The following is a 14199-nucleotide window of genomic DNA, read 5'->3' on the forward strand; positions in this document are numbered from 1 at the left end:
GCGATCCCCCTCCGGCCAGAACCACATAACCTGCGACGCCTCGATCAAGCCAACCAACCCTGACGCTCAAATCATCCGGGAGCGTCGATGAAGAACCCTGCATGCATAGCCGAGTGGACCTTGATTCGTAACCTCATCATATTCGTACTTTCTGCTGCAGCGATCGGCTGCACTCCGCGACCACCATGGTTGTTCAACGAGGGCGATTTCGGGTCTGCCAAGAACTTGCCCTATGATTCACCGCCCCAAGTGATCTACCGCATCGACGATCACCGCTTTGTCACGCTGGAGCATTACCGGGACTGCAATCACGGACAATCGTTCTACAACGACACGAGGAAAGGCTTCCACGACAAAATCGGAAATGGCCTCTTCGAAAACTATCAGGGGACGATCGTCAACGCCGATCCGAGCGGCAACAATATCGTGCTTCCGTTCGCGTATCCACCGCACGTCGCCTGCAGTGATCGAGGCTGCGCAACGTTTGTCTGGTATTCAACGGACGGCGGCGAGACGTTTCATGTGCTCACCTACATGCCACATAGCTTCGATCCATACGAGGATTCAAAACGGTACGCCATCGTCGTGGACAAGCTGCGCATCTATGTAGCAAAGGATCCCGGCCGCGATCCCTATGTGGTTTCGTATCCCCTTATTCCGGGTCTCGTTTACTCGAACAACGAGGAACTTCCCGAGGGACTGGAAATCGAGTTCAACACCACGATGCCCAAGGGCCTCCGGTCCCCCTCCGGCCAGGACCACGTAACCTGCGACGCCTCGATCAAGCCGACCAACCCCGACGCCCAAATCATCCGGGAGCGTCGATGAACAATCTTGCACGCATAGCCGAGTGGACCTTGATTCGCAACCTCATCATCTTTGCACTTTCAGCCGCAGCATTCGGCTGCACCCTAAAGCAACCGCCGCAGTTCAACCTCGCCGAATTCACGATGACCGAGGACTTGCCTTATGACTCGCCGGCGCAAGTCATCTATCGCATCGACGATCACCGCTTCGTCACGTTAGAACATTACCGGGACTGCAACCACGGAGAATCGTTCTACAACGACACGAAGAAAAACCTTCGCAGCAAGATCGGCAACGGCTACTTCGAAAACTATCGAGGGAAGATCGTCAACGCCGACCCGAGCGGCAACAACATCGTGCTTCCACTGGCATATCCGCCGCATGTCGCCTGCGGTAAGCAAGGCTGTGCGACGTTCCTCTGGTACTCAACAGACAGCGGCCAGACATTTCACGCGCTTACCTATATTCCGCGTAGTTTCGATCCGTACAAAGAGTCGAGGAACTATAAGGTTTTCGCAAATGAAGATGCCATCTATGTGAGCCAAAGAGTGACTCCAGACCCTCGCATCGTGGAGACGATCAAGTATCCGATGATTCCTGGCTTTGTGTACTTCCCTAACCGGGAATTGCCAGGCGGGAAACACATTGAGTTCTACGTCGAAGCCCCGCGAGGGTTGCACAGTCCATCCTACCAGGACCACGTAACCTGCGACGCCTCAATCAAGCCGACCAACCCCAACGCGCCACTCGCCAAAGACCGCCAATGAAAACCCCCGTCCGCGAAGGCGACACAACCACCCATGGCGGCATCGTCAAAACCGCCTCCTCCACATTCAAGCTCGAAGGACGTCGCGTCGCTTTGCATCTCGACATCGTGACGTGCCCCGAGCATGGCGACAACCCGATCATCGACCACGGCGAAGGGTACGCAGAAGCCGGCCGCAAATGGGTGGTCGACGCATGCCGCACGCAATGCGGCAGTCTTGTCATCGCGAGTCAATCGGGAATGAAGATCCGCTCATGAAATGGCTGCCACTAGACATCGCTGAGTTGAAGCACAAAGAGGCGCCTTCAATCTGGTTCGGCGTCGCCGCCTCTTTTGCCATCTACGTTGCGACGTTCGTTCTGACTATCCTCATCTGGAAACAAGGCGAGCCCGTCATCTGCGCGGGGTTCTTCGTGCGCGTGCTGCTGCTCCCCGCGCTGTTTTCGGCGGGCGTCATCAGCCTGATCTACCTGCCTCACGAACTATCGCAGCAGCACGTTCAGTACTGGAACAGCGCACGCACGCGGATGCATACGATCTGGCGCTGCTGGGCACAGCAACGCGTGGCGATTCTCGGCAGCGTTGCGCTGACACCCGAGAAAGACGTCGCCGAGCGCATGCTGGGGCTCGAAGGCAGCGCGCCCGCGAACGCGAACAAAATGCTCCCCATCGTTCTGGACGACCCCGAATCGTCCGAACCTCGCGTCGCTCGCATCGTGCAGCAACTCGTCGAGCCGTTCGCATCGCGTCTGTCGAAAATTATCGGCAAGCGTGAATTCAGCGTTATCGTGCAGTCGGAGCGCAAGGAAGATGTCGACCACGTTCGCGCACTGCTGCGCACACTGAACCCGCGCGAAGCGGACTACGTGAAAATCGTCTGGTCCGAAAAGCCGCTCGATATCGGACTGGTCGACAAGTGGATAACGGAAGGCCCGACGCCGGATTACTGTCTTGTACTCGCCTGGCAGCTGCACAAAGCAAAGGCCGAGCCGACGTGTTCGGAGGCGGCGGTCTCGGCGTTGTTCGCTTCAAGCGAAACCGTTGCCAATAGTCGAGGCACACTCAACCCGGACGCGTGGTTGTTCCGGCCGGTTCCAGCCGCCAACGACACGGTTTTCGACAAACTCAAAATCTTGCTGGAAGCACGGCAAGTGCCGACCGAGCGCATCAAGCATCTATGGCTGACTCATCTGCCTGGCTCCGGCAAACATGCCGCCATTTCGGCATTGAAAGACACGGAACTCGAGGTGGCCGTTCACGATGTCGATGCGGCCATCGGGGTACCAGGGCCGGTGAATGCGCTGCTGGCCCAGGTACTCGCCACCCGTATGGTGCAACACGGCCAGGGCACCCACCTGCTCGCAACACCCCACGAAGACGGGCTCATGCTGAATCTGGTCGGAAAAAGTCTCGCGCCGATTGCACCCGTAGCGGACAGACCGCGCATCTTCGTCAGCGTGTGGACGACAATTGCCATCTGCAGCGTGGTCGGTGTGATCGTGCTCTGGCTCATCATGAGCAACGCTTCAATGGGCTGGTTCGTTGGCGCACTCGCTTTCTTTATCGTGTTGATGGGTTTGGAGGTACTCTACAACCTGCTCGATCCATTGGTGGTCGAGGACGAGGTCCTCAAATCCTTGCCCTGGTAAAACGCCATACCTCAACGCGGCGCCATCCGCAATGCGCCATCCAGCCGGATCACTTCGCCATTGAGCGCAACGTTCCGCACGATCTGCAGCGCCAGTTCTGCGAACTCCTCCGGCTTGCCGAGACGCTTCGGAAACGGAATCGATGCGGCCAGCGACTGCTGCACGTCCTCCGGCAACGCGTACAGCAGCGGCGTCAGAAAGAGCCCCGGCGCGATCGTCATCACGCGCACGCCGTACTGCGCGAGATCGCGCGCGAGCGGCAACGTCAGCGACACGAGCCCGCCCTTCGACGCTGCATACGCCGCCTGCCCCACCTGACCATCGTAAGCCGCGACGGATGCGGTGCAGACAATCACGCCGCGTTCGCCATCGGCAAGCGGCTCCGCTTGCGTCATGCGCGCCGCGGCAACGCGAATCACGTTGAACGTGCCGAGCAGATTCACGTTGATCACGCGCGCGAAGTCTTCCTGCGGCATCGGCGAACCGTCCTTGCCGACCAGCCGCTTCGCGCCGCCGATCCCCGCGCAGTTGACGAGAATCCGCGCGACGCCATGCGCGCGCTCGCCGTCCGCAATGGCCGCTTCCACCGACGCTGCATCCGTGATGTCGCAACGCCGTGCAAGCGCGTTCGCGTGACCGAGCTCTTCGGCAAGCGCCTGCGCGGCGCCCTCGTTCACGTCGAGCAGCGTCACGCGCGCGCCTGCCGCGACGAGTGCGCGTGCGGTCTGTGCGCCCAGCCCCGATGCCGCGCCGGTGACGAGCGCGGCCTGTCCTGTTGCCTGCATGTCCTGCTCCTTGTCGATCGATGATCAGCCGGCAGCGTGTGCTTCGTTCTTCGCGCCAGCCGCGGCATCCAGCCCCAGCAAACGAATCGCGTTCTGCTTCAGCAGCAGCGGATGCACTTCAGGCTTGAAGCCCGCTTTATGGAAATCTTCGAGCCAGCGCTCGGGCTTGATCAGCGGAAAATCCGACGCGAACAGCATCCGCTCTTTCAGCAGCGAATTCGCGTACTGGATCAGCTGCGGCGGAAAATACTTCGGCGACCATCCGGACAGGTCGATATACACGTTCGGCTTGTGCAGGCAGATCGACAGCGCCTCGTCCTGCCACGGCCACGACGGGTGCGCGATCACGATCTTCATGTCGGGGAAATCCGCGGCCACATCGTCCAGATAGATCGGCTCCGAATACTTGAGGCGCAAACCGCCGCCACCCGGCATGCCGCTGCCGATGCCCGAATGTCCGCTATGAAACACCGCGGGCAAGCCATATTCCGCGATCACTTCGTAAAGCGGATACGCCATCCGGTCGTTCGCATAGAAACCCTGCACGGTCGGATGAAACTTGAAGCCGCGCACGCCGTACTCTTCGATCAATCGACGCGCTTCGCGCGCGCCCATCTTGCCCTTGTGCGGATCGATGCTCGCGAACGCGATCATGATGTCGCGATTGTTCGCCGCGAACTCCGCGATCTCTTCGTTCTGGATGCGGCGGCGCCCCATCTCGCTCTCCGCATCCACGGTGAACATCACGAAGCCGATCTTGCGTTCGCGGTAGTACTCGATCGTCTCGGGAATCGTCGGTCGCTTGCCCTGGCGCCATACGGTGCCGAAGTATTTGTCCGCCGCGTCGTCGAATTCCTTGCCGAACAGGTCCGGCGGCTGGCAGCACGACACTTCGGCGTGCACGTGCGTGTCGATTGCGATCAGGTTGTCGATATCCATCGGGTCTTTCTCCAGTGCAGTACGTCAGGCGGCCGTGCTCGCACGTGGCCGCCATACCGCGAGCGTGCCGTCGTCGCGATACAGCGCCTCGATCGTCGCGGCGCGCAGCGTCAGCACGGCGCGCTGGTTGATCGAGCCTTTGTCGGTCATCTCGCCGCTCGCGAGCGACGGCGGCGGATCGAGCAGCGCCGCGCGCGCCACGCGGTTCGCACTGCCCGTGCCTTCCGCGTACAGCCGTTCCACCAGTTCGCTAAACATCGCAACGACTTCAGCGTGCGCGAAAAACTGCGCGAGCGGCGCATCGTGCGCCGCGCCCGCAAGCTGTCGGCACGCAGCCAGATTCGGCACGATCAGCACGCCGATCTCGTGACGGTCATGTCCGGTCACGACCACATCGGCAACATACGGGCTGCCCGCCGCGATCACGCGTTGCCGCAACGGTCCCACGCTGACCCACGTGCCGGTGTTCAGCTTGAAGTCCTCGGCCACGCGGCCGTCGAACACGAAGCCGCGGTCATACGCGAGCGGATCGAGCCAGCGCACGGCATCGCCGGAGCAGAAGAAGCCTTCGTCGTCGAACGCTTCGGCGGTTTGCTGCGGCGCGCGCCAGTAGCCCGGCGTCACGTTCGGCCCGCGGTAACGCACTTCGAGCTTGCGGCTCTGGCCATCGCCTACCGGCACGAGCTTGAGCTCCATGCCCGGCAGCGGCACGCCGATCTGCCCTGCCATCACTTCCGTTTCGGTCACCATCAGCGCGGACGGCGCGGTCTCCGTCATGCCGAGGCCCGTGTTCATCACGATCCGCTCGCCGCAATGCGCGATCGCGCTCGCATGCAGACGGTCCCACACGGGTTGTTCGAGTGCCGCGCCCGCATAGAACTGCATCCGCAGACGGCGATAGAAAGTCTCGCGCAGCGCCGTGTCCTGTTCGAGCGCGCGCGCAATTTCTTCCCAGCCCTTCGGCACGTTGAAGTACACGGTCGGCGAGATCTCGCGCAGATTCGCGAGCGTTTCGGCCATGCCGTCGTTCGTGGGCTTGCCGTCGTCGATGTAAAGCGAGCCGCCGTGAAAGAGCGTGAGGCCGAAATTCTGGTTGCCGCCGAACGTGTGATGCCACGGCAGCCAGTCGATGAAGACCGGCGGTTCTTCGGCGAGGAACGGCCACACCGCGCTCTCCATCACCAGATTGCTGGCCCACATGCGGTTCGTGTTGATCACCGCCTTCGGCATCTTCGTCGAGCCGGACGTGCAGAGGAATTTGACGATCGTGTCGGGCCCGGTCGCGGCGCGTGCCCGGTCGATCGAATCACCCGGCACCGTATCGAGCAGCGTGGCGAACGGCGTGGCCGCGCGTCCCGCCGGCAGCGACGTGTCGACGACCACTTCGACGTCGTCCGGCACCGCGTCAGTGAGCGCGGCAGCGAAGCGTGCGCCGTCATCGGCGAATACAAGACCCGGCGTGAGCAGAGTCAGAATATGGCGCAGCTTGCCGTAGCTTTTATCGAGCAGCGAATACGCCGGCGAAACCGGCACATAGGGCACGCCCGCGCACATGCAGCCGAGCGCGACGAGCGCGTGCTGCAGCGAGTTGCCGGACAGGATCGCGACCGGACGGTCCGCCGAAAGTCCACGCGCGAGCAGCGCGGTGCCGATGCTGCGCGCGGCCGCCGCCGCTTCCGCATAGCTCACGCGCTGCCAGGCGCCGTTCGCATCGCGGCGCGCGACGAGCGTGCGCCCGGGCGCCTGCGCCGCATGCGCGAACAGGCTGTCGATCACGCGGTCGGGAAACGCGCCGAGCGGCGTTTTCGAGCGCACGTGCAGCGCGCCGTCGCGGTCTTCCACCACGTCCACGGGGCCGACGCCGATCTCCACGCGCCGATAGGTGTGTGCTGCCATCAGTTGTCTCCGTCCATCGTCCTGTTTTGCGGCGGCCGTCGCGCGGCCATCTCGTTGCGAAAACGGGTCGCTTAGCGCCGCCGCGCTATTTCGGCTGCACGCGGCCGATCTTGCGTTCGAGGAAATCGGCGAGCCGCGCCTGGGTCTGCGGATCGCTGCTGGCGATCGCGGCCATCAGCGATTCGGTCAGCAGGCCATCCTGGATCGATTGATCCGCGATGCGCGGCAGCACCTGGGTCACCGCGTAGTTGGTGGTGGGCGAGTTCTGCGCGATGCGCGCAGCCAGTTCACGCGCCTTCGCGAGCCCTTCGCCGCTCTTCACCAGATACTGCGCGATACCCGCGTCGTAGCCTTCCCGCGCGTCGTACACGCGGCCCGTGAGCATCATGTCGGCCATGCGCGCGACGCCGATCAACCGCGGCACGCGCACGGAAGCGCCACCGCCCACGAAGAGGCCGCGGCTGCCTTCCGGCAGCGCGTAGAACGACGATTCCTCCGCCACGCGCACGTGGCACGCCGATGCGAGCTCGAGCCCGCCGCCGATCGTCGCGCCCTTCAGCACGGCCACCACCGGCGCGCGGCCGAACTGGATCTGCTCGAACGCCGCATGCCACATGCGCGAGTGATGCATCGCTTCGACGGTGCCGACTTCGCGCATCTCGGTGAGATCGAGGCCCGCGCAGAAGTGCTCGCCTTCCGCGTGCAGCACGATGGCGCGCACGGTGGCGGGCATCGATTCGAACGCGTGGCGCAGTTCCGCAACGAGCGCGTCGCTGATCGCGTTGCGCTTTTCGGGCCGGTTCAGGCACACCAGTGCGATCGGTTCCTCGAACTGGACGGTCAGATACTGATAAGGGGCTTGCATCATGTTCATGTCTTTCAGTCGTCGATGTTGCGTCATGACGTTAGTTATACACCATAACTATTTACGCCGCAAACACTGTCCGCATGCAACGCCATGCCAGGCTTCGCGCGGCGGTACCGCATGTTATGATCGGCGCGCCCTTTCCTTCACGAAAGCGTTCAACCGCCATGTCCACCAAGCCCTCCTCGAATGACGCCGACGATCTGACCGGTCAGGCCGACCAGTCCGAACTGCTCGAGCTCGCGGGCTACAACATCCGGCGCGCGTATCTCGTCGTGCAGTCCCATTTCGACGAGCGGATGGAGAAACTGGATCTGCGCCAGGCGGAGTTCAGCGTACTGTCGATTCTGCGCGGGAATCCGGGAATCAACCAGAAGGCGCTCGCCGAGGCGCTTGCGGTAGCGCCGCCCAATCTCGCGACGCTGCTCGACCGGCTCGAAGCGCGCGGGCTGCTGACGCGGCAGCGCAGCGTCGACGACAAGCGCGTGCAGCTCGTCGAACTGACCGCGCAAGGGTCGCGGCTCTATACGCGCGCATTGAAGGCCGCCGCGGAAGCGGACAGCGCCGCGATCGCAAAGCTCGACGCGCAAGAGCGTCAGCAACTCAAGACACTGCTGCGGAAGATCTTTGCGGACTGAAGCCTGAGAAGCGCTTGCGCCGTCCATTGCCGCGCGCTTTAGCGGAGCAAGGACGGCACGTCTGAAGCAGCGCTCGCATGCGCGTTAGAAGTTAGAAGCGCGTCTGCACGCCGATCCGGCCGATGAACTGCGACGCGCTGCCCGACGCGACCATCACGTCGTTGATCTGCGCATTCGCCCCCTGATTCGCCCGTTGATAGAGGCCGGCCACGTAGACGCCGGTGCGCTTCGACAGCTGGTAGTTCAGCATCGCGGTCAGCTGATGCGCGTGGTTGTTGTCCACGACGTCATTGCCCTTCATGTACATGTACGCGCCGCTCAGCGACCACTCGGGCGCGATCTGCCACAGGCCGCCGAACTCCGTCTGCCACACTTGCGCGCCATTCAGCTCGTTGCGCACCGCCGTGTAGAGCGCGGTGGCCGTCACGGAACCGATGCGGTAGTGCGCGCCCACGCCCCAGTTGCGCACACTGTCCTGCACGCCGGAAACGGCCGTCTTCACCTCCGTATAGGCTGCTGCCGCGCCGAACGCGCCGTGCGTGTAGTTGATGCCGGCGCTCGCCCCGCTGTTCGAGCCGAACGATCCCGCCACGCCGCCGAAGCCGTACATCGCGCCCGCGGAGAAGCCGCCATAGCTCACGCTCTGATACTTGACCGAGTTGTTGACAGCGACGCCCGCCATGCGGTCCCAGTCGAACGCGCCGGTCGGGTTGTTGGGCAACGCGAGCTTCGCGAACGGCCCGTTGCGGAAATCGTAGATCCCTTGCGTGTAGATCGCCGCGTCGTTCAGGCCGAAGAACAGCGAGTCGGTCATGAAGTCGTACTGGTTACCGAAGGTCAGCTTGCCGAAGCGATTGTCGTCGAGACCGACGAACGCCTCGCGGCTGAACAGGCTGCCGCCCGGCATGAACGAGCCCGTGCCCATCTCGAACTGGTTCGTGAGCTTGAAGACCGCGTGCGTGCCGCCGCCCAGGTCTTCCTGCCCGCTGAACATCAGCAGGTTCGGCACCGCGATGCCGTCGTCGAACTTCAGCACGTGGCTGCCGGCTTCATTGCTGACGTAGGACACGCCGGCATCCAGCATGCCGCTCAACGTGACATTGCTTTGCGCGTACGCGTGGCACGCAAACAGCAGCGCGGCGGCTGCGCAAAGGGCTTTCGCTTTCATTGACTGTCTCCTGATCCGATTCTTGTCTGGCGGCGTAACGCCGCCGGTGATGGTGTAGTGCGTGATGGTTTTTCGATTCGCGTCAGGCGATGTCCTGCGACACGCCGAGCGCGGCCGACGATGCGGCACCCCGTTTGCGCGGCGACGTCTCGACGAGGAACAGCGACACCACGCCGCCCGCGACGAGACCGCCAAGCGCGAACGTGAGCGTGGACGGCAGACCGAAGTGCTGCGCGACGGACCCTGCGATAGCCGGCGCGAGGCCTCCACCAAAGATCTCGCCTGCGCCCGATACGAAGCCCACCGACGACGCGATGAGACCCGCCGGCGCCGCTTCGGTCGCGATCGGGCCGCTCAGGAGTCCGAGCAGACCCAGCGCGAAAACTGACACGCCGAACAGCAGGATGAAGAGCATCTGCGGATTGGGACCGGTCTGCGCGAACAGATACAGCAGCACGGCTGCGCACACGAACGCGATCAGCGCCGCATTGCGCCGGCCGATGAAGTCCGACACGCCCGCCACGCCGAATGAACCGATGAAGCCGCCAAAGCCGATCGCGGACACCACGAAGCCCATCTTCTGGGTGTCGAGATGCAGCACTTCGACGAGATAGGTCGGCACCATCGCGCTGACCACGAAGATGCCCGCCATCGCGCACAGGATGGCTAGCATCGCGAGCCACACGTTGCGGCTCGCGAAGAGCGTGGTCCAGCGCGGACGGCCCGCGCCCGTCGCCACCGTGGGCAACTCGCTCTTCGGCTTGTCGCGCAGCGTGCGCGAGATCAGCACGGCGACGATCAGCCCCGGCACCGCGGAGATCATGAACACCCAGTGCCAGGACGGCACGACGCGCAGCAGCTGGGTAGCGAGGATCGGCGCGAAGCCGAGGCCAAGCAGCGAGAACATGCTCAGCTGCAGCCCCTGATTGAAGCCGCGCCGCGACGGCAGCGAGGCTTCGCCGGTGGCCGCGACGCTCGCCGGCGTGAACGCGCCTTCCGCGACGCCCATCACCGCGCGGATCAGCATCAGGCTCGCGAAGCCCGACGCGAGACCCGAGAGGCTGGACAGCAGCGAAAACGCGACCATCGTGACGACCAGAATCTTCTTGCGGCCGATGCGGTCGGACACCGGCCCCATCGCGATCGCCCAGACACCCCAGGCCACGCTCAGGATGCCGATCAAACTGCCCAGCTGCTGAAAATTCAGGTTGAGGTCGCGCATCATGTGCGGGAACAGCGGCGCGACGATCCAGCGGTCGAGCCCGACCAGGCCGAAGCCCAGGCCCAGCAGAATCAGCGTTTTTCGTTCGTAGGCCGTGTCATGCGCTAGCCCGTTGTGGTTCGAGTCGTGGTGCAACGCGGAACTCATGAAGTGTCTCCTTTCGCCGGCGAGGTGCCTCGATAGTTACTTATTGAATATATTTGTTATCGATCATAAGTTGTTTACGCGAAAACGCAAGCGGGCGCGGTTAGGGGAAAACGCGGAGCCCGCTGTTGCAATGCCGCCTAAAGCGGCGCCGCCGTTGGCCGATATTCAATCTGTCGGGCTGACACGAACGCGGCGCGCCCGGACGCCGCGTCGAACGACCAGGGACCACAGTTCCATGCTGGAACGCCAACCCCGTTGGGGGCCTATCCTTCGCTGCTTGCTCGTACCGCTGCTGATGCTTGCGGCGATGCCGCTCGCCGGTGCCGCGAATGCGTGGGACGGCGGCGCGACGCCGGTCTTCCGTCACGTCAGCATGCCGAGCGACATCTCGCCGACGGCCTTGCTGCAGGACCGGGAAGGCCTGATCTGGATCGCGTCGCAGACGGGCCTGGTCAGTTGGGACGGCTACCGGTTTCGCACCTACATTTCCGATCCGGGCATGCCGGACAGCCTGCCGTCGTCGTACGTCAACGCGCTGTACGAGGACCACGACAACCGCCTGTGGGTCGGCACCGATAGCGGCGGACTCGCGCGGCTCGACCGCACCAGCGGCCGCTTCTGGAAAATCGGCGCCGGCGCGGGCGGCCTGAGCAGCCCGCGCGTGTTCGCGCTTGCGCCCGATGGCGCGAACGGCTTGTGGGTCGGCACGGGCGCCGGGCTCGACCGGCTCGACTTCGCAACCGGTAAAGTCCGGCGTCAGGCGGATGGCGCGACCCCGCCAGGCCTGCCCGCCGAACGCGTCAACGCCCTCCTCGTCGACCGGCTCGACAATCTGTGGGTCGGCACGTTCAAGGGCCTCTACGTGCTGCGCGCCGGCTCCCGTTCGTTCCAGCCCGTACCGACGGCAATCGCCACGCGCGACGCCATCGAGATATGGCAACTGGCGGAGGACAAGTCCGGACGCATCTGGGTCGGCACGCGCGGCACGGGCGCCTTCGTGGTCGAGCCGGGCACGTTCAGCGCGCGGCAGGTGCGCGACAGCGAGCATCTCGACGGCAAAGGGCTGGAAAGCGACTGGGTGGTCTCGATCGTCGATGCCGGCGGCGACCGGGTGTGGCTCGGCACTTGGGCGCAAGGCATCGTGCAGGTCGACACCCGCACCTGGGCCACGCGGCAGCTGCGCCACGACCCCGCGGTGCCCGGCAGCATCGCGATGAACGACGTGCCCGCGCTATTGCGCGACCGCAGCGGCCTGGTGTGGGCCGGCGGTCCGAACCTGCTCGATTCGATCGACCCGACCCAGCGCGCGATCTCCACTTGGTACGGCAACGACGGCTACCTGTCCGTCGGCACGCGGGCAGAGGTCACATCTGTGCTGGTGCGGCCGGACGGCAGCGTGTGGTTCGGCAGCGATAACGGCGGCCTCGATATCGTCCCGCCGGACGGCAGCCGCGGCCGGCACCTCGTGCCGCAGGACGGCCAGCCGCGCACGGCGCTTCCGAGCAGCGCCGTGCTGGCGATGGCGGGCACGCCGGACGGCGCCGTCTACATCGGCACGGCCAAAGGTCTGTATCGAACCCGCGACGACGGCCACAGTGTCGAGCGGGTGGACCTGGCAGGGCTGTCCGTCACCGCGTTGATCCGCGCGTTGTGCGTGGACGGCGACCGGATGTGGATCGGCGGCGCCAGCGGGCTCGTTTATGTCAACCGGATTGCGCAAGGCGGCACGGCCGAAAGTGTGCCGGCGCTGCAAGGCGCGGATGTCGATATCCTCGATCGCGCCGAAGACGGTTCGCTGTGGGTGGGCACCGCGACCGGACTGCAGCGGTACTGGCCAAAAACCGGCCGCATCGAGCAGCCGTGGCCCGAGCAGCCTGGGCGTGTGGGTTTGCCCGGTGCCCATGTGACGTCCGTCGTGCGGGACAAGCGCGGGCGACTGTGGGTTTCGTACTATGGCGCCGGCGTGCGCGTGATCGAACCGCAGCCCGGCGGAGCGGTGCGCGTGCGACGCATCGGTCACAATCAGGGCCTGCGCAACAACGCCGCGAATGCGCTGCTGCTCGATGCAGACGGCAACGCATGGGTAAGCACCGACAGCGGCATTTTGCGCATCGATGGCGACACGCTGACCGCCACGCTGCTGCAACAGGCGAACGGCGTGGGACTGCTGCCGTACTGGACAGCGTCCGCGGGCACCACGCCACGTGGCGACCTGCTGTTCGGCGGCGATGGGCTGACCATCGTGCATCCCAGCGAATTTCAGCCATCGCGCTTCAAGGCGCCGATCATGCTCACCGCGCAGGACGGCCAGCCGATCTCGCCAATGGGCATCACGCTCGGGCCGTCTCTACGTTCGCTGCAGGTCGGCTTCGCGCTGCTCGACTACACGGCGCCGGAACGCACGCGCTACGCGTACCGCCTGGCCGGCCTGGAAGACGGCTGGACCGACTCGCCCGCCGAGCTGCGCATCGCGCACTACACAAACCTGCCGCCGGGCAACTACACGCTGCAGGTGCGCGCATCGAACCGCGCCGGCGAGTGGACGGCATCGGTGAATCTGCCCGTGCGCGTGGTGCCGGCGTGGTACGAGACGACGTCGTTCCGCGTGCTGCTTGCCGTGTTGCTGGTCGCGCTCGTCGTCGCGCTGATGCAGCTGCGCACGCGCCTGCTGCGCAGTCGAGCCGCCGCGCTGGAAACGCTGATTGCGCAACGCACGCAGGAACTTCAGCAACGCTCCGACGAACTCGTGCTTCGCACCGCCGAACTGCAGGCGAGCGAACAGCGGCTCGAACAACTCGCCTATTTCGATGGCTTGACCGGCCTTGCCAACCGCCGGCATTTCAACGACGACCTGCAGCACATGGTCGAGCAGATGCATCGCGGCGGCGGATTTGCGCTCGTGCTGGTGGACCTCGATCGCTTCAAGCCGATCAACGACCTCTACGGACATGACGCCGGCGACGCGGTGCTAAAGACCGTTGCTGCACGCTTAGGTGTCGCGACGCGCGATGCCGATCTCGTCGCGCGCCTGGGCGGCGACGAATTCGCGGTGCTGCTCACGCATCCGGGCGACCGCGATAACGTAGCCGCCGTGTGCGAGCGGATCATCGCGACGATCGCGCAGCCGATATCGCATGAAGCGTTGTCGCTCGAAGTCAGCGCAAGCATCGGCGTCGCGTTGTGCCCGCAGGATGCGCCGGATGCGATGTCGCTCTACAAAGCCGCGGACCTCGCGCTTTACGCAGCGAAAGAAGGTGGACGCGGTGTGTGGCGATGGGCGGGAGAGGACCTCGAAGTGTAGTGCGAGGCCGCGTCGC

12 protein-coding genes are annotated in these 14199 nt (G+C 64.3%); 6 read left to right on the forward strand and 6 right to left on the reverse strand.

What is annotated here, in order from left to right; all coding sequences use genetic code 11:
• Positions 1-87: 87 nt before the first annotated feature.
• Genes DVS29_RS01180 through DVS29_RS01195 form a run of 4 tightly spaced genes read left to right on the forward strand, consistent with a single transcriptional unit; the run spans position 88 to position 3222 of the window.
• The gene (locus DVS29_RS01180) at positions 88-828 is read left to right on the forward strand and encodes a T6SS immunity protein Tli3 family protein (RefSeq protein ID WP_118178586.1); all 741 of its coding nucleotides are present in this window, start codon (positions 88-90) and stop codon (positions 826-828) included.
• On the forward strand, positions 825-1574 hold the full coding sequence (locus DVS29_RS01185) for a T6SS immunity protein Tli3 family protein (RefSeq protein ID WP_118178587.1): 750 nt from the start codon (positions 825-827) through the stop codon (positions 1572-1574). Before DVS29_RS01180 ends, DVS29_RS01185 begins: the two co-directional genes overlap by 4 nt.
• Positions 1571-1831, forward strand: a complete 261-nt coding sequence (locus tag DVS29_RS01190) for a PAAR domain-containing protein (RefSeq protein WP_118178588.1) — start codon at positions 1571-1573, stop codon at positions 1829-1831. The genes DVS29_RS01185 and DVS29_RS01190 overlap by 4 nt, the downstream gene beginning before the upstream one ends.
• Entirely contained in the window at positions 1828-3222 is a 1395-nt protein-coding gene (locus DVS29_RS01195) for a hypothetical protein (RefSeq protein ID WP_118178589.1), read from the forward strand. The genes DVS29_RS01190 and DVS29_RS01195 overlap by 4 nt, the downstream gene beginning before the upstream one ends.
• Positions 3223-3233: 11 nt before the next feature.
• Here the strand turns inward: DVS29_RS01195 and DVS29_RS01200 are convergent, their stop codons facing one another.
• The 4 genes from DVS29_RS01200 to DVS29_RS01215 all read right to left on the reverse strand — a co-directional run bounded on the left by DVS29_RS01200 (position 3234) and on the right by DVS29_RS01215 (position 7710).
• A complete protein-coding gene (locus tag DVS29_RS01200) occupies positions 3234-4007 on the reverse strand; it encodes an SDR family NAD(P)-dependent oxidoreductase (protein WP_118178590.1) in 774 nt (257 codons plus the stop codon).
• 24 nt (positions 4008-4031) lie between these two features.
• Complete coding sequence (locus tag DVS29_RS01205) at positions 4032-4946, reverse strand: amidohydrolase family protein (protein WP_118178591.1); 915 nt, start codon at positions 4944-4946, stop codon at positions 4032-4034.
• Positions 4947-4970: 24 nt separating this feature from the next.
• Positions 4971-6842, reverse strand: coding sequence for a feruloyl-CoA synthase (locus DVS29_RS01210; RefSeq protein WP_118178592.1), 1872 nt, complete (start codon positions 6840-6842; stop codon positions 4971-4973).
• Between the two features lie 85 nt (positions 6843-6927).
• Complete coding sequence (locus DVS29_RS01215; protein ID WP_420816056.1) at positions 6928-7710, reverse strand: crotonase/enoyl-CoA hydratase family protein; 783 nt, start codon at positions 7708-7710, stop codon at positions 6928-6930.
• A 164-nt stretch (positions 7711-7874) separates the two neighbouring features.
• Here DVS29_RS01215 and DVS29_RS01220 point away from each other — a divergent pair, with 164 nt between their 5' ends.
• Entirely contained in the window at positions 7875-8345 is a 471-nt protein-coding gene (locus tag DVS29_RS01220) for a MarR family winged helix-turn-helix transcriptional regulator (RefSeq protein WP_118178593.1), read from the forward strand.
• Positions 8346-8436: 91 nt separating this feature from the next.
• On the opposite strand, the gene DVS29_RS01225 is transcribed toward DVS29_RS01220, so the two are convergent.
• On the reverse strand, positions 8437-9513 hold the full coding sequence (locus DVS29_RS01225) for a porin (RefSeq protein WP_118178594.1): 1077 nt from the start codon (positions 9511-9513) through the stop codon (positions 8437-8439).
• Between the two features lie 82 nt (positions 9514-9595).
• Positions 9596-10882 carry an MFS transporter gene (locus tag DVS29_RS01230; RefSeq protein ID WP_118178595.1) on the reverse strand — a complete coding sequence of 429 codons (1287 nt, stop codon included), beginning with the start codon at positions 10880-10882 and terminating at the stop codon, positions 9596-9598.
• Between DVS29_RS01230 and DVS29_RS01235 the strand changes: the two genes are divergently transcribed.
• On the forward strand, positions 10881-14183 hold the full coding sequence (locus DVS29_RS01235; protein WP_118178596.1) for a ligand-binding sensor domain-containing diguanylate cyclase: 3303 nt from the start codon (positions 10881-10883) through the stop codon (positions 14181-14183). The two genes, DVS29_RS01230 and DVS29_RS01235, sit on opposite strands and share 2 nt — an antisense overlap.
• Positions 14184-14199 lie beyond the last annotated feature (16 nt).

The organism is Paraburkholderia phosphatilytica (genome assembly GCF_003443895.1).
In the GTDB taxonomy this organism is placed as follows: Bacteria; Pseudomonadota; Gammaproteobacteria; order Burkholderiales; family Burkholderiaceae; genus Paraburkholderia; species Paraburkholderia phosphatilytica.